Source organism: Thiomonas delicata (genome assembly GCF_900088825.1).
GTDB lineage: Bacteria > Pseudomonadota > Gammaproteobacteria > Burkholderiales > Burkholderiaceae_C > Thiomonas_A > Thiomonas_A delicata.
This window is the reverse complement of record NZ_LT592170.1, coordinates 245,603-265,881: the sequence shown is the minus strand read 5'-3', so window position 1 is coordinate 265,881 and position 20,279 is coordinate 245,603. Positions and strand designations below refer to the sequence as shown.

Sequence of the window (20,279 nt, the reverse complement as noted above, 5' to 3'; positions counted from 1 at the left end):
GCGGGGTTTCCGCACGACGAGCATACGGAGGAAAGCGTGATGGCCCTGTCCAACCGTCTTTTGCTGCAGCCCGCCGAGCAACGCCTGGCGGGCTTGCCCCTGCCCTGCGCCGTTCAGCTTCCCGGAGGTCAACGCATCGGCGCAGCGAAACCACGCCTGCAGCTGGTGGTGCGCGACATGCGCGCGCTCATGCATTTGGCGCAAGGGGCGATCGGGCGCCTTGCGGAAGACTACGTCGAAGGCCGGCTGGAAATCGAAGGCCGGCTGCGCGACCTGATGCTGGCCGCGCCCGCATTGCTCGGCACCGATCCGACGCGCGAACCCGCGGCCCTCGTGCCGCGCCTGCTGCAGCGCATGCAGCGCGCCGTCTGGGAGCGCACCCACCACAGCCGGGCGAAGGATGCGGCGCAGATCCAGCACCACTACGACGTTTCCGACGCGTTCTACGCCCTGTGGCTCGACCCGCGGCGGGTGTATTCCTGCGCCTATTTCGCCAGCCCGAGCATGAGCCTGGCCCAGGCCCAGGAGGCCAAGCTTGAGCACATCTGCAACAAGCTCATGCTCAAGCCCGGCGAGCGCTTCATCGACATCGGCGCCGGCTGGGGCGGCCTGCTGCTGTGGGCCGCCGAGCACTATGGCGTGGACGCCACCGGCATCACGCTCTCGCGCAATCAGCATGCCTACGTCAACCGCCTCATCGAGCAAAAAGGCTTGCAGGGCCGCGTTCGCATATTGCTGCAGGACTACCGCGACGTCGACGAATCCCAGCCCTACGACAAAGTGGCCTCGGTGGGCATGTGCGAGCATGTCGGCCGGCCCAATCTGCCGCTGTACTTCGCCAAGATCCGCCGCCTGCTCAAGCCCGGCGGCCTGGTGATGAACCACGGTATCACCGCCGGCGGCACCGACAACCCCCAGCTTGCCGGCGGCATGGGCGACTTCATCGAGAAATACATCTTCCCCGGCGGCCAGCTCGTGCATGTCAGCGTCATGCTCGACACGATGGCGCGCGGCGGCCTGGAGCCGTTGGACGCCGAGTGCCTGCGCCCGCATTACGCGCAGACCCTGTGGCACTGGCTCGACGCCCTGGAGGCGCGCGAGGCCGAGGCGCGCCGCGTGCTTGGTGACAACGCGGAGAAGGTGCTGCGCGCGTATCGCCTCTACCTGGCCGGTTCGGCCATGGGCTTCGAGCAGGGCTGGATCTCGCTGTTCCAAATTCTCGGCGCGCGCCCGAACGGTCAGGTGGAAATGCGGCCCGGGGTTTCCACGCGCCTGCGCGCCACCCAGAGCGAGTACCCTTTCAACCGCGCCTACATGTACGCGCAGGACCGTACCGAGGCGATGCAGGATGCGCCAAGGGCCAGGCAACAGCGCGACACCGAAACCATCTAGGCCGACGCGTCGCATTCCCGAATTCATGATGACCGAGGCGCCCATGCCATGCTGTACAAATTCAAGTCCCAAGCCGATTCCGACCTGTTCATGAACCAGGGCCCGGCCGAACGCATCCTGGCCATCATCGGCAAGGACCCGGGCCCCAAGGGCATCATCGAACCGGCCGACATGCCGCAGGCCATCGCCAGGCTCGAGGCGGCCGTGGCCGAAGACGAGAAGTTCCGCAGCGAACGCGCGGCCAACGGAGAAACCGCAGGCAGCGCGGCGAGCTCGGGTTCGCAGGTCATCACGCTGCACCAGCGCGCATGGCCGTTCTTGCAGCTGCTCAAGCGCAGCCTGGAAGCCGACAAGCCCATCGTCTGGGGTGTCTGACCCGGACAAAGCCGCGGTACCGGGGGTGGCTTGGCGTCGGACCCCCGGGAATTCCCGGGGGTTTTGACGCGGCAGTTGTCAGCAAGCGGTCAGACGGGCTCTCAACAATCCTCACACTCCGTAACGCAGGTAACTTGACGTTACGTTGGCCGTCCGAGATGGCGGCATTGAGTCCGTGATCCGCGCGCTTTGCGCGGACATCATTCCAACGAGGAGACAGCTTCATGGCATCCATCACCCTGAACGCCGCGCCGCGGCCCATGACCGGGGAGGAGCGCAAGGTCATCTTTGCATCCTCGCTCGGCACCGTGTTCGAGTGGTACGACTTCTATCTCTACGGCTCGCTGGCGGCCATCATCGCCAAGAAATTCTTTGCCGGACTGGACCCCGGTTCCGCCTTCATCTTCGCGTTGCTGGCCTTCGCCGCGGGCTTCATCGTGAGGCCTTTCGGCGCCTTGCTGTTCGGCCGCCTGGGCGACATGATCGGGCGCAAGTACACCTTCCTGGTCACCATCCTGATCATGGGCTTGTCCACCTTCATCGTCGGCCTGCTGCCGAGCTATGCCGCCATCGGCGTGGCGGCTCCGGTCATCCTCATCGCCCTGCGCCTCTTGCAAGGCCTGGCATTGGGCGGCGAGTATGGGGGCGCCGCGACCTACGTCGCCGAGCATGCGCCGCATGGCAAGCGGGGGGCCTACACCTCATGGATCCAGACCACCGCCACGCTGGGCCTGTTCCTGTCGCTGCTGGTCATTCTCGGCGTGCGCACCGGCCTGGGCGAAGAGGCGTTCAACGACTGGGGCTGGCGCGTGCCTTTCCTGGTGTCCATCTTCCTGCTGGGCATTTCGGTGTGGATACGCCTCAAACTCAATGAATCGCCAGCCTTCGCTCGCATGAAGCAGGACGGCAAAACCTCCAAGGCACCGCTCACCGAGTCGTTCGGCAAATGGGGCAACCTGAAGTTCGTCATCCTCGCCTTGCTGGGTCTGGTGGCCGGGCAGGCCGTGGTGTGGTACGCGGGCCAGTTCTACGCCTTGTTCTTCCTGACGCAAACCCTCAAGGTCGACGGCGTCACCGCCAACCTGCTCATCGGCCTGTCGCTGCTGATCGGCACGCCGTTTTTCCTGGTGTTCGGTGCGCTGTCGGACAAGATCGGCCGCAAGCCCGTCATCCTCGCGGGCTGCCTGCTGGCGGCGCTGACTTATTTCCCGCTGTTCCAGGCGCTCACCCAGGCCGGCAACCCCGACCTCGCCAAGGCGCTGGCGAATTCCCCGGTCACGCTGGTGGCGGACCCGGCCGAGTGCTCCTTCCAGTTCAATCCCACGGGAACGGCCAAGTTCACCAGTTCGTGCGACATCGCCAAGCAGATGCTTGCCGCGTCCTCGGTGAACTACACCAACGTGGCGGGAACCGGGGTGGCGCAGATCCAGGTCGGCAGCCAGGTGATTCCCGCTTTCGAGGGCAAGGGGCTGCCGGCCGCCGAGTTCAAGGACAAGGAAGCCGCGCTGAAGAAGGACATCGGCGCCGCGATCAAGGCTGCCGGTTATCCGGCCAAGGCCGATCCGGCGAAGATCAACAAGCCGCTGGTGACCGCCATCCTGGTGCTGCTGGTGATCTACGTGACCATGGTGTACGGGCCGATCGCCGCCGCCCTGGTGGAGCTTTTCCCCACCCGCATCCGCTACACCTCGATGAGCCTGCCCTACCACATCGGCAACGGCTGGTTCGGCGGCTTGCTGCCCACGATCGCCTTCGCCCTGGTGGCGCAGAACGGCAACATCTACTACGGCCTGTGGTACCCCATCATCGTGGCCGGAGCGACCTTCGTCATCGGCTTGTTCTTCCTGCCGGAAACCAAGGACCGCGACATCTACGCCCATGATTGAGACGGCCTGAAGGCGGCGCGCGGCATAACCTTGCCGCAAGCCGCGGTTTTCCATGGATCGAACGAGGCCCGCCAGACGCGGGCCTCGTCGCGTCGGGGCGGCACAGGCAACGGTTCCGCGGCCCTTGCTGCATCAAGGGCGCAGGCGCGGCGTAAGCTTGCGCCGTCCTTCATCATCGCCGCTGGCATGGCCGTGTTTTTCAAGCCACGCCAGCGGCGCGCCACCGCCATGCACACAGGATTTCATGCCAGATCATCGAGCGCAGATGCGCAGGCTCCCGTTCGGCGTCCGCAACTGAGCGACGCGCGCGTGGATTTGACGCGTGCCGTCATCGTGCGCAACGAGTACGGCGAGCAGCAGGAAACCCATATCCCGGCCGAGCGTCCGCTCACCTTGTATCTGGACAAGCGCGAGATCGTCACCCTGATGACCGTCGGCGCGGCGCCCGAGTTGCTGGCGCTGGGCTATTTGCGCAACCAGCGGTTGGTGCGCGACATCGGCGACATCGCGTCGGTGCAGGTGGATTGGGACGTGGAGGCTTGTTCCATCACCAGCCGCAGCGGTTTTGCCGATCTGGAGCAACGCGTCGAGGCTCCGCGCGTGGTCACCACCGGCTGCGGCCAGGGCACGGTGTACGGCAGTCTGATGGACGAGGTGCGGGGCGCCGAACTGGACCCCCACACCCGCATCAGCCAGAGCGAGCTGTACGCCTTGCTCGACGCCATGCGCACGCACGACTCCATCTACAAGACGGCCGGGTCGGTGCATGGCTGCGCGTTGTTCGAAGGCAGCCGGTTGCTGATGTTCACCGAGGACGTCGGCCGCCACAACGCGGTCGACGCGATCGCCGGGTGGATGTGGCTGCACGGCGTGGACGGCGCGGGCAAGGTGTTCTACACCACCGGGCGGCTGACTTCCGAGATGGTCATCAAGTGCGCGCTGATGGGCGTGGCCATCCTGGTGTCGCGCTCGGGCGTCACGCAGATGGGCTACGACATCGCCGCACAGTTGGGCATTGCGCTATTTGCACGATGCACCAACAGGCATTTCCTGCTCTACACCGCGCCGGAGCGTTTCGGCGCCGAACCCGTGCCCCGCGTGCCCCGCGTGGCCCCGGATCGAACCTGAAATGCAGGCCGCCTAGCCCCCGAAAAGATCGCGCCCGCTCTGCGGCGGCGCCAGGCCGAGGTGGGCATAGGTCGCCGCGCTGGCGATGCGCCCGCGCGGCGTGCGCTGCACATAGCCATGCTGGATGAGGAAAGGCTCGATCACGTCCTCGATGGTGTCGCGTTCCTCGCCGATGGCCGCCGCCAGATTGTCCAGCCCCACCGGGCCGCCGCCGAAGCGGTGGATGATGGCTTCGAGCAACTTGCGGTCCATGACGTCGAACCCCAGCGGATCGACGTCGAGCATCTTCAGCGCCGCGTCGGCCACGTCGATCGTGATGCGGCCGTCGGCGCGCACCTCGGCGTAGTCGCGCACGCGGCGCAGGAGGCGGTTGGCGATGCGCGGCGTGCCGCGCGATCTCCGCGCGATTTCCAGCGCGCCGTCCCGCTCGATGCCGGCCTGCAGCAGATGCGCCGAACGCTGCACGATGGTGGTGAGTTCCTCGGTGGTGTAGAACTCCAGCCGTGAAACGATGCCGAAGCGGTCGCGCAGCGGATTGGTCAGCATGCCGGCGCGAGTGGTGGCGCCCACCAGGGTGAAGGGCTGCAGGTCGATCTTGACGCTGCGCGCGGCCGGGCCCTCGCCGATCATGATGTCGATCTGATAGTCCTCCAGCGCCGGGTAGAGGATTTCCTCGACCACCGGCGACAGGCGGTGGATCTCGTCGATGAACAGGACGTCGCCGCGCTCCAGGTTGGTGAGCAGGGCGGCGAGATCCCCGGCGCGTTCCAGCACCGGGCCCGAGGTCGAGCGCAGGTTCACCCCCATCTCGTGGGCGATGATGTGGGCCAGCGTGGTCTTGCCCAGACCCGGCGGGCCGAACAGCAGCACGTGGTCCAGCGCCTCGCCGCGCTTGCGCGCCGCGCCCATGAAGATGTCGAGCTGCTCGCGCACCTTGGCCTGGCCGATGTAGTCGGCCAGCTTCTGCGGGCGCAGCGCGCGCTCCACGGCCTCTTCCTGCGGCGATGCGGGGGCGGCGCTGATGATGCGCGCGGGTTCCAGGCGGTCGGCTTGAATGCTCATGGCGGCTTGCGTGCGGAGGGTTCTGGCTTCGGCGGCGCGGCGATCAGGCCTTGGCCAGCAGCTTCAGCGCCTGGCGGATGCCGTCGTCCACGCCGCTGTCGGCGGGCAACTTGGCGACGACCGCGCTGGCCTCGCGCTCCGAATAGCCCAGCGCGAGCAAGGCCTGCAGCACGTCGGCATGGCCCGGCGCGACGCCGCCACCAGCGCTGTGCAGGGCGAGGTCGGGGCCGAGCTTGCCGCGCAGCTCCAGCAACAGACGCTCGGCCGTTTTCTTGCCGATGCCGGGCACGCGGGTCAGGCGCGAGGCGTCCTGCGCGGCCACCGCCTGCGCCAGTTCATGCACACTCAGCCCCGACAGCACGGCCAGCGCGATGCGGGCGCCGACCCCGGAGATCTTGATCAGCGCGCGAAACGCCGCGCGCTCCTGCGGCGTGGCGAAACCGAACAGCTGGTGCGCATCCTCGCGCACCGCGAGGTGGGTCAGCAGGGTCACGGCCTGGCCCACGGCCGGCAGCGTGTACAGCGTGCTCATGGGCACGTCGAGTTCATAGCCCACCCCGGCGCAATCCACCAGGAGTTGCGGCGGGGTCTTGTCGAGCAGGGTGCCGTGGATGCGTCCGATCATGCCGAGGACTTTAGCAGCCCGCGGCGCGGACCGGGCCGGTCAGGGCGGTTCCCGCCACGCGCAAGTTCGGCGCGGCTAAACTGCGCGGTTACATTGCGCAACCGCTCATGAAACCTCAATCTTCCTACACGCATGACGAACTCGTGGCCTGCGGCCACGGCAAGCTGTTCGGCCCCGGCAATGCCCAGCTTCCGCTGGGCCAGATGCTGATGATGGATCGCATCACCCAGATCGCCGACCAGGGCGGCGCCTACGGCAAGGGCGTGATCCATGCCGAACTCGACATCCGGCCCGAGCTGTGGTTCTTCGGCTGTCATTTCGAGAACGATCCGGTCATGCCCGGCTGCCTGGGCCTGGACGCCATGTGGCAGCTGGTGGGTTTTTTCCTCGGCTGGATCGGCGCTCCGGGGCGCGGCCGCGCTCTAGGCGTCGGCGAGGTGAAATTCACCGGCCAGGTGTTGCCGAGCGCCAAGCTGGTCACCTACCGCATCGATCTCAAGCGGGTGATCAATCACCGCCTGGTCATGGGCATCGGCGACGGCAGCATGAGCGTGGACGGTCGCGAAATCTATACCGCCAAGGATCTGCGGGTCGGGCTGTTCACGTCCACCGAGGGCTTCTGAGTCCCCCAGGCCGGGGGCCGCGCCCAGCCCGCCGCCGCGGCTCAGGCCACGGCCTTGAGCTTGGCCTGCAGCCCCTTGAGCAGCTGTTCGCGTTCGGCCTGGTCGGCGTGTTGGAGCAGACGGTTGGCGCCTGAAAGGATGGCGCGGATCGACGCCGTCACGATATTGGGGTCGATGCCGACGCCGAAGGTCGATACCGGCATGCCCTCCATCGCCACCTCGACCATGGCCACCGCGCGCGCGTTCGCGCCCAGGCCCAGCGCGCGCTCCTCGTAGCTGTGCACCACCAGCGGCAGGTGCAAGGCATGCACCGCGGCGTCGATCGGGCCGTTGCCCTCGCCGCGCAGCGACACGCGGCGGTCGTCGACCTCGAGTTCGAGCCGGATGCCCTGCTCGTGTCCGTGCTCGTTCAGATGGTGCGCCACGTAGCGCAGCGGCTCGTCGGTCTGCACGTATTCCGCATTGAACATGGCCCAGAGTTCCTGGGCGGTGACCTCGGCGCCGGTGGCGTCGGTGTGGCGCTGGACCACGCCGCTGAACTCGACCTGCAGCCGCCGCGGCATCACCAGCCCGTAGGTGGACTCGAGCAGGTAGGCGATGCCGCCCTTGCCCGACTGGCTGTTGACGCGGATGACCGAATCGTAGGTGCGGCCGAGGTCGGCCGGGTCCACCGGCAGGTAGGGAACCTCCCAGATGGCCGTCGCCTTCTGCGCCGCGAAGCCTTTCTTGATCGCGTCCTGATGCGAGCCGGAGAAGGCGGTGAACACCAGATCGCCCACATAGGGATGGCGCGGGTGGATGGGGAGCTGGTTGCAGTCCTCCACCGTGCGCGCCACCGCGTTGATGTTGGAGAAGTCCAGGCCGGGATGGATGCCCTGGGTGTAGAGGTTCAGCGCCAGGGTCACGAGGTCGACGTTGCCGGTGCGCTCGCCGTTGCCGAACAGGCAGCCCTCGACGCGGTCGGCTCCGGCCATCACCGCCAACTCGGCGGCGGCCACCGCGCAGCCGCGGTCGTTGTGCGGATGCACCGAGAGCAGGATGCTGTCGCGCTGGTCCAGATGACGGTGCATCCACTCGATCTGGTCGGCGTAGACGTTGGGCGTGCTCATCTCGACCGTGGCCGGCAGGTTGAAGATGATCTTGTTCTCGGGCGTGGGCTGCCACACCGCGGTCACGGCGTTGCACACGGAGGCGGCGAAGGGCAGTTCGGTGCCGCTGAACACCTCGGGGCTGTACTGGAAGGTCCAGCGGGTTTCGGGGCGCTCGGCGGCGAGCTGCTTGATGAGCCTGGCCGCGTTGACGGCGATCTGCGTGCAACCGGCCTCGTCGACATTGAACACGATGCGCCGGAAGTTGGGCGCCGTCGCGTTGTACACGTGCACGATGGCCTGCCTGGCGCCGCGCAGCGACTCGAAGGTGCGGCGAATGAGATCCTCGCGCGCCTGGGTCAGCACCTCGATGGTGACGTCGTCCGGAATGTGGTCGCCTTCGATGAGCTCGCGCACGAAATCGAAGTCGGTCTGCGAAGCCGAGGGAAAGGCCACCTCGATCTGCTTGATGCCAATCGCGCACAGGGTCTTGAACATGCGCATCTTGCGCTGCGCGTCCATCGGTTCGAACAGCGCCTGGTTGCCGTCGCGCAGGTCGGTGCTCATCCAGATGGGCGGTTTGCTGATGACCTGATCCGGCCAGGTGCGGTCTTTCAGGCCCACCGGCGGCATCGGGCGGTATTTGGTTTCGGGGTGCTTCAACATGGCGGCAATCTCCGGCAAGACAAATGCAATTCAGAATGGGTTCAGCGAGGGGCTTCCAGTGTGCGACCCAAGGCAGCCGGGCTGTCGCGAGCGCAGGGCCCGGCTGCCGATGCTTAGTCGTTGCAGCGAAAGGCTGTGCGGGAAGGCTGACATGGCGGATTCCGAAAAAGGCAGCGCCTGGAATGGATCCTTCGGCTGCTGCTGGCGCTGAAGCTCAGCGCACGAGTCCCGTGGGGGACGAATGAGGGCGGCTGGGTCGACGTTCAGGTGCGCGCCGGGCGCAGTCGCCGAGCCCCGTCCACCCGTAGCAGGCGCAGCATCTGGGCACGCTGCATGGCGGCAAGGGCCGCAGCGGTGGTGCGCATGGGGTGTTGGAAGGGCTTCATCACGCCGCAACAGTAGCAAAAACGGTGCGGCGCGTCAATTGCAGGGGCAAGCCAGCCCTGAAGCCCGCGCGGCGCGGGCGAGCGCGGATGCGCCGTGCGGCCGCCGCGCATGCGTGGCTATTCCACGTGTTCGACCGCGAGCGGCGTTTTCTTGCCGTTCTTGAACATGGACAGGGTGATGCTGGGGTGCAGAAGCTCTCCCGTGTCGGTGAAACGGATGTCATTCCCGGTGATGCCGTTCAGGCCGACGTTGCGGATGAAGGGGAGATAGACCTTGGGGTCGGGCGATTTGGCCTTCATCATGGCGTGGGCGAGCACCATGGTGGCGTCGTAGGCGTAGGGCGAATAGAGCTGAAAGGCGCTGGCGCCGAATTCGGCGTCGTAAGCGGCCTTCCACGCTTCGCCCCTGGGCATCTGGCTCAATGGCACGCCGCCCTGGGCGCAGATGGTGCCGTTCACGTCGCTGCCGGCCAATTCGGCCATCGCCGGGGCGCAGATGCCGTCGCCGCCCATCAGGGTGGCCTGCATGCCGAACTGCCGCATCTGCCGCACCAGCGGCCCGGCCTGGCTGTACATGCCGCCGTAGAACACCACGTCGGGGTGGTAGCTCTTGATGCGCGTGAGGATGGCCGAGAACTGGGTGGTCTTGTCGTCGGTGTATTCGCGATCGACCACGTGCATGCCGAGTTTTTTCGCCGTGGCGGTGAACACGTCGGCCAAGCCTTGGCCGTAGGCGGTGCGGTCGTCGATCACGGCGACCCGCGAGGCCTTGAGCGTGTTGCCGGCATAGTCGGCCAGGCCCGCGCCCAGGGCGTTGTCGTTGGCGATCATGCGGAAGAAGGTCTTGTAGCCCTGCTGCGCGATCTTGGGTGCGGTGGACGAGGGGGTGATCTGCGGGATGCCGGCCTCGCTGTAGATGCGCGCGGCCGGAAAGGTGCAGCCCGAGGTCTGGTGGCCGACCACGCCGTTGACATGCTCGTCGGCCAGCTTTTGCGCCACCAGCGTGGCCTGGTTGGGCAGGCCCTGGTCGTCCTCGGCGTCCATCGCCCAGTGCACCGGCTGACCGGCGATCTCGGCATGCTCGGCGTTGAGCTTGCGGATGGCCATCTGCACACCGTTCACCGCATCCTGCCCGCTGGCCGCGAGCGCTCCCGACAAGGGGACGGCGACGCCGATCACCACGCGAAGCTCGGCGGCTTGAGCCCTGCCCTGCAGGGCCATCGCCAGCACGGCGGCGGCGATGCTTGTGAATAGGGTCCTTGTGCGCATGCTGCATCTCCTTGAACGGGAATCCATGAAATCCAGGGGCTGAGATAGCCGGCCCTTCGGCCGCCGCGGCTTGGCCCCGCACACCGCGTAGCTTGAAGCAAGTTCCGGGCGCGCGGTGTGACAGGTTGTATGCGCGAGGCGCGGCCGCGGGACAGCATGCCCACACGCCTAGCCGATCAGCCTGCCGCGCCGCATGCGCATGCGGCGCAGCTGGGTTGCGCTGATGGCGCCCGCCGGCGCCATCGCGGCGGCGGGTTGCTCCATCGTGGTGCGCGCGCCGGTCAGCGCTGCGAGGCCGCGCTGGGCATGCGCGTGGCAGATGGCCAGCCCCAGCGCGTCTGCCGCATCCGGGCCGGGCTGGCCGGGCAGGGTCAGCAGGCGCATCACCATGTCCTGCATCTGGGCCTTGCTGGCGCGACCGTAGCCGACGATGGATTTCTTGAGCTGCAGCGCGGTGTACTCCACCACCGGCAGGCCCTGCGCCACCAGCGCCGCGATCGCGGCGCCGCGCGCCTGCCCCAGCAGCAGGGTGGACTGCGGATTGACGTTGACGAACACGATCTCCACCACCGCCACGTCCGCCGCCGCGTCGCGCGCCACCGTGCTCACGCCCTCGAACAGCGTTTTCAGCCGTTCCGGCAGCGTGCCTTTGGGAATGCGAATGGCGCCGCTAGCCTGGTAATGCAGGCGCTGGCCGCAGGCTTCGAGCAGGCCGTAGCCGGTGGTGTTGAGTCCGGGGTCGATGCCGAGGATGCGCATGGTCTGGCCCCGCGGTTCGAGCGGGGTTCAATGCCGGAAGTGCCGCATGCCGGTGAACACCATGGCCATCCCGTGTTCGTTGGCCGCGGCAATCACCTCCTCGTCGCGCATCGATCCGCCGGGCTGGATCACGGCCTGGATGCCGGCGGCGGCGGCGTTGTCGATGCCGTCGCGGAAGGGGAAGAAGGCGTCCGAGGCCATCACCGAGCCGGGTACCGACAAGCCGGCCTGCTCGGCCTTGATCGCGGCGATGCGTGCCGAATTAACACGGCTCATCTGGCCTGCGCCGACGCCGACGGTGGTGCTGTCCTTGGCGTAGACGATGGCGTTGGACTTGACGAACTTGGCCACGCGCCAGGCGAACAGCAGGTCGCGCATTTCGGCTTCGGTCGGCGCGCGCTGGGTGACGACCTTGATCTCGCCGTGCAGCGCCAGGTCGGCGTCCTGCACCAGCAGGCCGCCGTTGACGCGCTTGAAGTCCAGGCGCGGCAGCGGCTCTGCGGGCCAGGCGCCGCATTCCAGCAGGCGCACGTTCTTCTTCGCCGCGCACACCTCGATGGCCGCCTGCGACACCCTGGGCGCGATGATGACCTCGACGAACTGGCGCTCGACGATGGCCTTGGCCGTTTCGCCGTCGAGTTCGCCGTTGAAGGCGATGATGCCGCCGAAGGCCGATTCGGGGTCGGTCTTGTAGGCGAGGTCGTAGGCCGCGAGCAGCGACTCGCCATACGCCACGCCGCAGGGGTTGGCGTGCTTGACGATGACGCAGGCCGGCGCGGCATCGAACTGCTTGACGCACTCCAGCGCGGCGTCGGCGTCGGCGATGTTGTTGTAGCTCAGCTCCTTGCCCTGCAGCTGGCGGGCGGTGGCGATGCTGGCCTCGCGCGCGCCGGGTTCGACGTAGAACGCGGCGCCTTGATGCGGGTTCTCGCCGTAGCGCAGGTCCTGCGTCTTGACGAAGCAGGTGTTGAACTGGCCGGGGAAGGCGGCCTTGCCGCCGTCCTGCAGGGCCGAGAGGTAGTTGGAAATCGCGGCGTCGTATTGCGCGATGCGGTTGAACGCGGCCACGGCCAGCGCGAAGCGCGTCTTGCCGGAGACCGCGCCAGTGGACTCGAACTCGGCCAGCGCCGTTTCGTATTGCGCGGCATCGGTGAGCACGGTCACGCCCTGCCAGTTCTTCGCCGCCGAGCGCACCATGGCCGGGCCGCCGATGTCGATGTTCTCGATGGCGTCCTCCAGCGTGCAGCCGGGTTTGGCCACCGTGGCTTCAAACGGGTAGAGATTGACGATCAGCCAGTCGATCGCCGGGATGCCGTGGGCGGCGATGGCCTGCACGTGGGCCGGGAGGTCGCGCCGCGCCAGCAGGCCGCCGTGCACCTTGGGGTGCAGGGTCTTCACGCGGCCGTCGAGCATTTCCGGGAAGCCGGTGTGCGCGGCGACTTCGGTGACGGGCAGGCCGGCCTCGGCCAGCAGCTTGGCGGTGCCGCCGGTGGACAGCAGGGTCACGCCCTTGGCGTGCAGGCGGCGGGCGGCGTCGACGACGCCGGTTTTGTCGGAGACCGAGAGGAGCGCGTACATGAATGGGTTCGTCGAAGGCTTTGGATGGCGGAGGCGGGCGTTCGCAACCGGTTCACTTGATGAGCTTGTGGTCCTTGAGCTTTTTGCGCAGGGTGTTGCGGTTGATGCCCAGCCACTCGGCGGCGAGCGACTGGTTGTCCTGCGCGCGGCGCATCACGGTCTGCAGCAGCGGCTTTTCCACGGTCTGCATCACCATGCCGTGGATGCCGTGCGGCTCGGTGCCGTTGAGGTCGTCGAAATAGGCCTCCAGGCTGTCGATCACGCACTGCTCGAGCGGGGGCTTTTTACTCATGGACGCACCCCGGCGCAGCACGGGACCCGGGTTTGGGCGGGCGCATGATGGGAACGGCGAAGCGTTGCATGGGGCTCATGCCGCCAGGGGAATGGGTTGGGAATCGCATGATGTGTCCAGCGCGTCGAAATAGGCCGCCACGGCGTCCACCTGGGCGCGTGGGTCGCTGAGGGTGTTGAAGCGGGCGCGGAACGCGGCGCCGCCGGGCAGGGCGGCCACGGCCCAGCCCACATGCTTGCGCGCGGTTTTCGTACCGGCCTCGCCATAGAACAGCTGGTGCGCCCGCAGGTGTTCGAGCAGCCAGGCGCCTTGCTGGCGCAGGCTGGGTTGTTCCGGCTCGGTGCCGCTTTGCAGGGCCTGCGCGATATGGCCGAGCAGCCAGGGGCGGCCGAGCGCGGCGCGGCCGATCATCACCGCGTCGGCGCCGGTTGCGGCCAGCACGGCGCGCGCCTTGGCCGCCGAGTCGATGTCGCCATTGGCCACCACCGGAATGCGCAGTTCGCGCTTGATCGCGGCGATGGTGTCGTACTCGGCCTGGCCGCCGTAGCCCTGGTCGCGGGTGCGGCCGTGCACCACGATCATCGCCACGCCGGCGTCCTGCGCGGCGCGGGCGATGCGCGGCGCGTTGCGGACGTCGGCGCACCAGCCGGTGCGCATCTTGAGCGTGACCGGCACGTTCAGCTCGCGCATCGCCCGCACCACGGCGTCGACGATGCGCAGCGCCTGCGTCTCGTCCTGCATTAGCGCCGAGCCGGCCCAGCGGCTGCAGACTTTCTTGGCCGGGCAGCCCATATTGATGTCGACGATCTGCGCGCCGGCCTCGACGTTGGCGCGCGCCGCATCGGCCATGTCCTGCGGATCAACCCCCACCAGTTGCGCCGCCACCGGGCCGGGTTCGCCGGCATGGTTCATGCGGCGCGAGGTCTTGAGCGTGTCCCACAGTTCGCGCTTGGAGGTGACCATTTCGCTCACGCAATGCCCGGCGCCGAGCTTGCGCGCCATTTGCCGCCAGGGCAGGTCGGTCACGCCGGCCATGGGCGCGGCGAACACGCGGTTGGGCATCTCGAACGGTCCCAAGGTCAGGGTTGTCGCGCGAGCGGTGCCGGGGGTGCTGGTGGACGGGGACAACATGCGGAAAGCGAACGGTTGCGCGGGGTGGCGCTGCTTGTTTTTTGTGCAGGAGGCGCATTCTAGCCCCGCCGAATCGGGCCGCCAGCGGGCGGATGTGCGAGCCGGCGCGCGCGGATGCGTTTCCAGACGCGGAGTTTCTCGGCGTCGCTGAGGGCGCTCCAGGCGGCGATTTCGTCCAGCGTGCGCTGGCAGCCGCGGCACAGGCCGCTGGCCTCGTCCATCGAGCAGACCTGGATGCATGGCGAAGGCACGCGCATGGCCGGCGTTCCGCGCCGCGGTGTGGCCTCACTCACGCCGCGAGGCCCGCGGCGCGCGCCTTGTCGGCGGCCTTCCGGGCGAAGCGCTCGTAGTCCACCACCATGCGCTCGTGGGTGCCTCGGCTGATGCATTCGACGGCGTCGAACGCCTCGGCGCGGAACACGACACGGCGTCCGTTCACCGCGACGACTTCGGCCGTCACGTGCACCGTCATGCCCGGCGGGGTCGGCGCGAGGTGGCTGAAGTCCACGTGCACGCCGAGCGAGCCTTCGCGCGGCCAGTCGAGAAACGGCAGGATGGCGCGCTGGCAGCAGCCCTCGATCAGCGTCACCATCAGCCCCGTGGCGAGCACGCCGGGCATCTGGGCGAATTCGGGGAAGGTGTCGGCATACAGCGCAGGCACGGTCACACCGGGTTGGACCGTGTAGTCGAAGGCGAAGCGGGTGCCGGTGGGGATGGGTTTCATCGCGGGAGGGGCTTGAAGGCGTGGACAGGTTCAGGCCTGCGGCGGCAGCGTGACGGCGCCGGGCGGCACATCCAGCCAGCGCCGCAGATCGTCGGGCAACAGGGGGAACACGGCATGCGGGTGGCCGGCGGCGGCCCAGATGCGGTCGAAGCGCCACAGGCTTTCGTCCAGCAAGGCCAGCGGCGCATGGGCATGGCCGACGGGGCTGACGCCGCCGATGGCGAAGCCGGTGCGGGCGCGCACGAAATCGGCGTCGGCGCGCGCCAACGGGCCTACCTGGGCGGCGACCCGCGCCTCGTCGACGCGGCGGTCGCCGGCGCAGACCACCAGCACGGCGCGGTCGGACGCGACATGGCGGAACACGATGGACTTGGCGATCTGCCCGAGCCGCACGCCGAGCGCGTCGGCCGCCTGCTGCGCGGTGCGCGCCGCGGCGTCGAGCATCACGGGCGGTTCGCCGTGGCCGAGCGCCTGCAATGCGCTGACGACGCGCCGCACGGAGTCGGGCAGGGTGTCGAGCTGGAGCGGGTCGGGGTTGGACGTGGGCATGGTGAGGGCCGGATCAGGGGGCGGGTGAAGGCGGGCGCGCCCGTTCCTGCGCGGCGGCGAAGTCGGCGTCTTTTTGCTGCGCGCGCCGCACGGCGGGCCTGGCCAGCACGCGGTCGATATAGCTTTGGACCGCCGGCAAGGGCGGAACCAGGCCGAAGTGCGTGGTCCAGCGCAGCGCCGTGCCCCACAGCACGTCGGCGGCGGTGAAGCGCTCGCCCAGGATCCAGGGGCCGGTTTCGAGCTGGCGGGTCAGGGTGCCGAGCATGGTGTCGAAATCGCCGTAGGGCGAGGTGGACGGCGGCGCGGGCTGGCGCTTGAGGGCGCGGTCGACCACGGCCGGTTCGAAGCTGGAACCGTAGAACACCAGCCAGCGCAGGTAGGGGCCGCGCAGCACGTCGCCGACGGCCGGCGCCAGGCCCGCCTGCGGGAACAGGTCGGCCAGGTAGATGTACACCGCGCCCTGCTCGGTGATCAGCGCCTCGCCGTGGCGCAGCGCCGGGACCTTGCCCATCGGGTTGACCGCTAGGTAGGCGGGCTGCCGCTGTTCGCCGGCTTTCATGTCGAGCAGGTGCATCGTGAAGTCGGTGCCTTCGCGCAGGCCCAGTTCTTCGATCAGGGTCAGCACCCCGGTGGAGCGGGTCTGGGGGGCATGGTAGAAGTCGAGTTGCGGGGAGTCGGCCATGGTGTCCTCGTCGGTCAGCGTGCGCGCCGATGGCGCCGGAAGGTCAGGCGGCGCAGGCCGTGGGGTTGGCGTTCTGCGCCGACCATTTTGCCAGCAGCGCGCGTCCGGCCCGGCTGTTGTTCGGGCGGCCGATGGCGCGGCTGATGAAGTCGCCGGTCTCGGCCACGGCGCGCAGGTCCACGCCCGTGCGTAGCCCCAGGCCCTCGAGCATGTAGAGCACGTCCTCGGTGGCGACGTTGCCGGTGGCGCCCTTGGCGTAGGGGCAGCCGCCCAAACCCGCCACGGAGGCGTGGAACGCGGAAACTCCGCTTTGCAGCGCGGCCAGGATGTTGGCCAGGGCCTGGCCGTAGGTGTCGTGGAAATGCCCGGCCAGGCGGTCGAGCGGGAAAACGCCGGCGGCGGCTTCGAACACCGCCTGCACCGCGCCCGGGGTGCCCACGCCGATGGTGTCGGCGATGTCGATCTCGTCGCAGCCCAGCGCGGCCATGCGCTGCACCACGTCCACCACGGCTCGCGGCTCGACCTCGCCCTGGTAGGGGCAGCCCAGCGCGCAGGAAATGCTGCCGCGCAGGCGCACGCCGGCCGCCTTGGCGGCTTGCGCCACGGGTTCGAAGCGGGCGATGGATTCGGCGATGGAGCAGTTGATGTTGGCCTGGGCGAAGGCTTCCGAGGCGGCGCTGAACACCACCACCTCGCCGACGCTGGCGGCCAGCGCCGCCTCCATGCCCTTCATGTTCGGTACCAGCGCCGAATACACGGTGCCGGGCCGGCGCCGGATGCGGGCCATGACCTCGGCGCCGTCGGCCATTTGCGGCACCCATCTGGGCGAGACGAAGGCGGCCGCTTCGACATTGGGCAGGCCGGCGGCCGAGAGCCGGTCGATCAGTTCGACCTTCACCTCCGGCGGCACCGGGTTGGCCTCGTTCTGCAGCCCGTCGCGCGGGCCGACCTCGACCAGCTTGACGTGCTGCGGCAAGTGCATCGTGGGCATCGCAGTCTCCTTGTTGCCTTGTTGGGAAGGCCGGGCGCTCAATAGCCCAACCGCGTATCGACCAGGCCGCCGGGCCGGTCGCCGCGTTCGATCGCGGCGATCTTGCGCATGACCTGCGCGGCCGAGGGTCCGACCAGGGTTTGCGCCGCGACATGCGGGGTGACGCGCACGCGCGGGTGGCGCCACAGCGCGTCGCTCGCGGGCAGCGGTTCGGCGTCGAACACGTCGAGCAGGGCGCTGGCGATGTGGCCGGTGTCGAGCAGATCGAGCAGGTCGCCGGTGTCGACGACCGCGCCGCGCCCGGCGTTGATCAGGTGCGCGCCCTTGGGCAGGCGGTTCAGCGCGGCGTAGTCCAGCAGGCCGCGGGTCTGCGCGGTGAGCGGCAGCAGCACCACCAGCACCCGGGTCTGGGCGAGGAATTCGTCCATCCGCGCCAGCGGGTAGAACGGCCAGGGCGCATCGAATCCGTCGCGCGCTTCTCCGCTGCGGGTGCAGGCCAGCACCGGGAAGTCCATGTCGGCCACGCGCCGCGCGGCGGCATAGCCCATCTGGCCCAGGCCCAGGAAGCCGACGTTGTAACCGCCGCGCGGGGCTAGCGGCAGCGGCTCCCACTTGATCTGCCGCTGCAGCGCGGCGTAGTCGGCCATGCGGCGGTAGGCGTGCAGCACGCCTTCGGCCACGTAGTCGGCCATCTGCCGGCCCATGCCGGCGTCTTCCAGGCGGATCAGCGGCACGCCGGGCAGGGCGCGCTGCATCAGCGGCAGCACGGCGTCGACCCCGGCGCCGAGGTTGAACACCGCGCGCAATCCCATCTGGCCGGCCAACCAGTCCGACGGCGGTTTCCACACCAGGGCGAAATCGGCCTGCGCCTCGGGATCGGCGGCGGCGTCGACGACCTCGATCGCCAGGCTCAGTTCCGAGGCGTGCTGCACCAGCGCGTCGCGCCAGCGGCGAAACGGCTCGTCGGGGTCCCACACGGCGAGCTTCATGCGGCGGCGTCCTCGGTATCGGGCGTGGCGGCCTGCGCCGTGGCGTCGCGCATGCGCAGCAACAAGGCGCCTTCCTGGATCTGCTCGCCCACGGCCACCAGCACAGCGTCGACCACGCCGTCATCCGCGGCGTGCAGGGTGTGTTCCATTTTCATGGCCTCCAGCACCACCATGGGCTGACCACCGGCGACCTGCTGCCCGGGCCGCACCAGCACGGCGGCGATGCGCCCCGGCATGGGCGCCGCCAGACTGCCGCTGCCGCCGGCTCCGGCGCTCGCCGCGAGCGTGATTGCGTCGTGCAGTTCGGCAATGCCGTGCCCGCCCTGCGCGAACACATGCAAGCGTTTGGGCGCGACGGGGTCGTGCGCCACGTGGGCGCGCAGGGCGAAGTCGCCCCAGCTTGCGGCCAGGTGCAATTCGTGGGCGCCGCTGGGCGCCGCATGCCAGCGCAGGGGTTGGGCCGCGCCCTCGCCGAGCGCCAGCCGCCAACCGCCATGGGCGCGCTGCAGCAACGCCTCCATCGGCGTGCGGTTGTCCTGGCGCCAGCGCAGACGGCGCGGCGGCATGGCGCCGTTGCTCCAGCCGTCGCGCGCGCTCCAGGGGTCGGTGGTTTGTCGCGCGCGTTCGGCCTCCAACTGGGCGCAGGTGGCGGCCGCGCAGATCTGTTCGGCGCTGAGCGGGCTGGCCAGCAGCGTGTCCAGTTCGCGGGCGATGAGGCCGGTATCCATGCGCGCGGCGGCGAAGTCGGGCGACTGCAGCAGCCGCAGCAGGAAGGCGGCATTGGTCTCGGGGCCGACCACGCGCACCGCTGCCAGCGCGCCGGCTAGGCGCGCCAGCGCCTGCTCGCGGGTCTCGCCCCAGGCGATGAGCTTGGCGATCATCGGGTCGTAGTGCGGCGTGATGACGTCGCCCTCGCGTACCCCGCTGTCCACGCGCAGCGCGGCCGGCCGCTGCTGCGTGTCGGCGCCGACCTCGAAGGCCACGTGCGGCGGCAGGGCGAAGCGGGCCAGGCGTCCGGTCGACGGCAGGAAGCCGGCGACCGGGTTCTCGGCGTACAGGCGCACCTCCACCGCATGGCCATGCGGTCGTGCCGGTGCGGCGGGCAGCGCCTCGCCGGCGGCCACGCGCAACTGCCAGGCCACCAGGTCCAGCCCGGTGATCATCTCGGTGACGGGGTGCTCCACTTGCAGCCGCGTGTTCATCTCCATGAAGTAGAAGCCGCGAATCCCGCCCTGGCCGTCGCCCTCGGCGATGAACTCCACTGTGCCGGCGCCCACATAGCCCACCGCTTGCGCGGCGGCCACCGCGGCCTGCGCCAGCTCGGTGCGCTGCGCGTCGCTCAGACCCGGCGCGGGGGCTTCCTCCACGACCTTCTGGTGGCGGCGCTGCAGCGAGCAGTCGCGCTCGAACAGCGCCACGGTTTTGCCGTGCGCGTCGGCGAACACCTGGATCTCGATATGGCGCGGGTTGCGCACCAGGCGCTCGACCAGCACCGCGTCGTTGCCGAACGCCGCCTGCGCCTCGCGCCGGCACGAGGCCAGCGCGGCGGGAAAGTCCGCCGCGTCGAGCACCTCGCGCATGCCCTTGCCGCCGCCGCCCGCGCTGGCCTTGATCAGCACCGGGTAACCGATGCGCGCCGCCTCGGCGGCCAGCAGGGAATCGTCCTGCGCCGCACCGTGGTAGCCCGGCACCAGGGGCACGCCGGCGGCCTGCATCAGGCGCTTGGACTCCGCCTTCAGGCCCATGGCGCGAATCGCGCCCGGAGGCGGGCCGATGAATACGACACCCGCCTGGGCGCAGGCTTCGGCGAATTCCGCGTTCTCGCTCAGGAAGCCATAGCCCGGATGCACCGCCTGCGCGCCGGTGTCACGCGCGGCCTGCAGGATGCGCGCCGCGTTCAGGTAACTCTGCGCCGCCTGGGCCGGGCCGATGCAAACCGCTTCGTCGCAAGCCGCCACGTGTGCGGCCTGGGCGTCGGCCTCTGAATACACGGCCACCGTGCGGATGCCCAATCTGCGGCAGGTGGCGGCGATGCGGCAGGCGATTTCGCCGCGGTTGGCAATGAGGATTTTGTTGAACATGGT

General features: G+C 68.9%; 20 protein-coding genes. 5 read left to right on the top strand and 15 right to left on the bottom strand.

Annotated elements, in window-relative coordinates; all coding sequences use genetic code 11:
- Window positions 1-39: 39 nt before the first annotated feature.
- From THIARS_RS01450 to THIARS_RS01435, 4 genes are all read left to right on the top strand, one after another.
- Complete coding sequence (locus THIARS_RS01450) at window positions 40-1,392, top strand: class I SAM-dependent methyltransferase (protein WP_094160553.1); 1,353 nt, start codon at window positions 40-42, stop codon at window positions 1,390-1,392.
- A 48-nt stretch (window positions 1,393-1,440) separates the two neighbouring features.
- Window positions 1,441-1,767, top strand: coding sequence for a DUF1840 domain-containing protein (locus THIARS_RS01445; protein WP_094159156.1), 327 nt, complete (start codon window positions 1,441-1,443; stop codon window positions 1,765-1,767).
- A 224-nt stretch (window positions 1,768-1,991) separates the two neighbouring features.
- On the top strand, window positions 1,992-3,653 hold the full coding sequence (locus tag THIARS_RS01440; RefSeq protein ID WP_094159155.1) for an MFS transporter: 1,662 nt from the start codon (window positions 1,992-1,994) through the stop codon (window positions 3,651-3,653).
- A 228-nt stretch (window positions 3,654-3,881) separates the two neighbouring features.
- Window positions 3,882-4,781 (top strand): formate dehydrogenase accessory sulfurtransferase FdhD, encoded by a 900-nt coding sequence (locus tag THIARS_RS01435; protein WP_094160552.1) that lies wholly within the window; start codon window positions 3,882-3,884, stop codon window positions 4,779-4,781.
- Between the two features lie 12 nt (window positions 4,782-4,793).
- Here the strand turns inward: THIARS_RS01435 and ruvB are convergent, their stop codons facing one another.
- Both ruvB and ruvA read right to left on the bottom strand, forming a co-directional pair.
- Complete coding sequence (gene ruvB, locus THIARS_RS01430) at window positions 4,794-5,843, bottom strand: Holliday junction branch migration DNA helicase RuvB (protein WP_094159154.1); 1,050 nt, start codon at window positions 5,841-5,843, stop codon at window positions 4,794-4,796.
- Window positions 5,844-5,886: 43 nt separating this feature from the next.
- A complete protein-coding gene (gene ruvA, locus THIARS_RS01425; RefSeq protein WP_094159153.1) occupies window positions 5,887-6,468 on the bottom strand; it encodes a Holliday junction branch migration protein RuvA in 582 nt (193 codons plus the stop codon).
- Between the two features lie 107 nt (window positions 6,469-6,575).
- On the opposite strand from ruvA, the gene fabA reads away from it, so the two are divergent.
- On the top strand, window positions 6,576-7,091 hold the full coding sequence (fabA, locus tag THIARS_RS01420; protein ID WP_094159152.1) for a 3-hydroxyacyl-[acyl-carrier-protein] dehydratase FabA: 516 nt from the start codon (window positions 6,576-6,578) through the stop codon (window positions 7,089-7,091).
- Between the two features lie 41 nt (window positions 7,092-7,132).
- Here fabA and leuA read toward each other — a convergent pair whose 3' ends face one another.
- From leuA to THIARS_RS01355, 13 genes are all read right to left on the bottom strand, one after another.
- Window positions 7,133-8,845: a 2-isopropylmalate synthase gene (leuA, locus tag THIARS_RS01415; protein ID WP_094160551.1), complete on the bottom strand. Its 1,713-nt coding sequence runs from the start codon at window positions 8,843-8,845 to the stop codon at window positions 7,133-7,135.
- A 503-nt stretch (window positions 8,846-9,348) separates the two neighbouring features.
- Window positions 9,349-10,500, bottom strand: coding sequence for a branched-chain amino acid ABC transporter substrate-binding protein (locus THIARS_RS01410; protein WP_094159151.1), 1,152 nt, complete (start codon window positions 10,498-10,500; stop codon window positions 9,349-9,351).
- A 168-nt stretch (window positions 10,501-10,668) separates the two neighbouring features.
- Window positions 10,669-11,259, bottom strand: coding sequence for a crossover junction endodeoxyribonuclease RuvC (gene ruvC / locus THIARS_RS01405; protein ID WP_094159150.1), 591 nt, complete (start codon window positions 11,257-11,259; stop codon window positions 10,669-10,671).
- Window positions 11,260-11,286: 27 nt separating this feature from the next.
- Window positions 11,287-12,837 carry a bifunctional phosphoribosylaminoimidazolecarboxamide formyltransferase/IMP cyclohydrolase gene (gene purH / locus THIARS_RS01400; RefSeq protein WP_094159149.1) on the bottom strand — a complete coding sequence of 517 codons (1,551 nt, stop codon included), beginning with the start codon at window positions 12,835-12,837 and terminating at the stop codon, window positions 11,287-11,289.
- A 52-nt stretch (window positions 12,838-12,889) separates the two neighbouring features.
- The gene (locus tag THIARS_RS01395; RefSeq protein WP_094160550.1) at window positions 12,890-13,129 is read right to left on the bottom strand and encodes a helix-turn-helix domain-containing protein; all 240 of its coding nucleotides are present in this window, start codon (window positions 13,127-13,129) and stop codon (window positions 12,890-12,892) included.
- 75 nt (window positions 13,130-13,204) lie between these two features.
- On the bottom strand, window positions 13,205-14,260 hold the full coding sequence (gene dusB, locus THIARS_RS01390) for a tRNA dihydrouridine synthase DusB (protein WP_094159148.1): 1,056 nt from the start codon (window positions 14,258-14,260) through the stop codon (window positions 13,205-13,207).
- Window positions 14,261-14,319: 59 nt separating this feature from the next.
- On the bottom strand, window positions 14,320-14,517 hold the full coding sequence (locus THIARS_RS01385) for a DUF1289 domain-containing protein (protein ID WP_094159147.1): 198 nt from the start codon (window positions 14,515-14,517) through the stop codon (window positions 14,320-14,322).
- A 32-nt stretch (window positions 14,518-14,549) separates the two neighbouring features.
- Window positions 14,550-14,984: a thioesterase family protein gene (locus THIARS_RS01380; RefSeq protein WP_094159146.1), complete on the bottom strand. Its 435-nt coding sequence runs from the start codon at window positions 14,982-14,984 to the stop codon at window positions 14,550-14,552.
- A gap of 30 nt (window positions 14,985-15,014) precedes the next feature.
- Window positions 15,015-15,533, bottom strand: a complete 519-nt coding sequence (locus THIARS_RS01375) for a YbaK/EbsC family protein (RefSeq protein ID WP_094159145.1) — start codon at window positions 15,531-15,533, stop codon at window positions 15,015-15,017.
- Between the two features lie 13 nt (window positions 15,534-15,546).
- A complete protein-coding gene (locus tag THIARS_RS01370) occupies window positions 15,547-16,215 on the bottom strand; it encodes a glutathione S-transferase family protein (protein ID WP_094159144.1) in 669 nt (222 codons plus the stop codon).
- A 43-nt stretch (window positions 16,216-16,258) separates the two neighbouring features.
- Window positions 16,259-17,197: a hydroxymethylglutaryl-CoA lyase gene (locus tag THIARS_RS01365; RefSeq protein WP_094160549.1), complete on the bottom strand. Its 939-nt coding sequence runs from the start codon at window positions 17,195-17,197 to the stop codon at window positions 16,259-16,261.
- A gap of 47 nt (window positions 17,198-17,244) precedes the next feature.
- Window positions 17,245-18,195, bottom strand: coding sequence for an NAD(P)-dependent oxidoreductase (locus THIARS_RS01360; protein WP_094159143.1), 951 nt, complete (start codon window positions 18,193-18,195; stop codon window positions 17,245-17,247).
- The gene (locus tag THIARS_RS01355) at window positions 18,192-20,276 is read right to left on the bottom strand and encodes an acetyl/propionyl/methylcrotonyl-CoA carboxylase subunit alpha (protein ID WP_094159142.1); all 2,085 of its coding nucleotides are present in this window, start codon (window positions 20,274-20,276) and stop codon (window positions 18,192-18,194) included. Before THIARS_RS01355 ends, THIARS_RS01360 begins: the two co-directional genes overlap by 4 nt.
- Between the last annotated feature and the right edge of the window lie 3 nt (window positions 20,277-20,279).

Bases quoted from the DNA above. Each gene is read 5' to 3' on its own strand.
- THIARS_RS01450 (WP_094160553.1), top strand. From the start codon at position 40: ATGGCCCTGTCCAACCGTCTTTTGCTGCAGCCCGCCGAGCAACGCCTG.
- THIARS_RS01445 (WP_094159156.1), top strand. From the start codon at position 1,441: ATGCTGTACAAATTCAAGTCCCAAGCCGATTCCGACCTGTTCATGAAC.
- THIARS_RS01440 (WP_094159155.1), top strand. From the start codon at position 1,992: ATGGCATCCATCACCCTGAACGCCGCGCCGCGGCCCATGACCGGGGAG.
- THIARS_RS01435 (WP_094160552.1), top strand. From the start codon at position 3,882: ATGCACACAGGATTTCATGCCAGATCATCGAGCGCAGATGCGCAGGCT.
- ruvB (WP_094159154.1), bottom strand. From the start codon at position 5,843: ATGAGCATTCAAGCCGACCGCCTGGAACCCGCGCGCATCATCAGCGCC.
- ruvA (WP_094159153.1), bottom strand. From the start codon at position 6,468: ATGATCGGACGCATCCACGGCACCCTGCTCGACAAGACCCCGCCGCAA.
- fabA (WP_094159152.1), top strand. From the start codon at position 6,576: ATGAAACCTCAATCTTCCTACACGCATGACGAACTCGTGGCCTGCGGC.
- leuA (WP_094160551.1), bottom strand. From the start codon at position 8,845: ATGTTGAAGCACCCCGAAACCAAATACCGCCCGATGCCGCCGGTGGGC.
- THIARS_RS01410 (WP_094159151.1), bottom strand. From the start codon at position 10,500: ATGCGCACAAGGACCCTATTCACAAGCATCGCCGCCGCCGTGCTGGCG.
- ruvC (WP_094159150.1), bottom strand. From the start codon at position 11,259: ATGCGCATCCTCGGCATCGACCCCGGACTCAACACCACCGGCTACGGC.
- purH (WP_094159149.1), bottom strand. From the start codon at position 12,837: ATGTACGCGCTCCTCTCGGTCTCCGACAAAACCGGCGTCGTCGACGCC.
- THIARS_RS01395 (WP_094160550.1), bottom strand. From the start codon at position 13,129: ATGAGTAAAAAGCCCCCGCTCGAGCAGTGCGTGATCGACAGCCTGGAG.
- dusB (WP_094159148.1), bottom strand. From the start codon at position 14,260: ATGTTGTCCCCGTCCACCAGCACCCCCGGCACCGCTCGCGCGACAACC.
- THIARS_RS01385 (WP_094159147.1), bottom strand. From the start codon at position 14,517: ATGCGCGTGCCTTCGCCATGCATCCAGGTCTGCTCGATGGACGAGGCC.
- THIARS_RS01380 (WP_094159146.1), bottom strand. From the start codon at position 14,984: ATGAAACCCATCCCCACCGGCACCCGCTTCGCCTTCGACTACACGGTC.
- THIARS_RS01375 (WP_094159145.1), bottom strand. From the start codon at position 15,533: ATGCCCACGTCCAACCCCGACCCGCTCCAGCTCGACACCCTGCCCGAC.
- THIARS_RS01370 (WP_094159144.1), bottom strand. From the start codon at position 16,215: ATGGCCGACTCCCCGCAACTCGACTTCTACCATGCCCCCCAGACCCGC.
- THIARS_RS01365 (WP_094160549.1), bottom strand. From the start codon at position 17,197: ATGCACTTGCCGCAGCACGTCAAGCTGGTCGAGGTCGGCCCGCGCGAC.
- THIARS_RS01360 (WP_094159143.1), bottom strand. From the start codon at position 18,195: ATGAAGCTCGCCGTGTGGGACCCCGACGAGCCGTTTCGCCGCTGGCGC.
- THIARS_RS01355 (WP_094159142.1), bottom strand. From the start codon at position 20,276: ATGTTCAACAAAATCCTCATTGCCAACCGCGGCGAAATCGCCTGCCGC.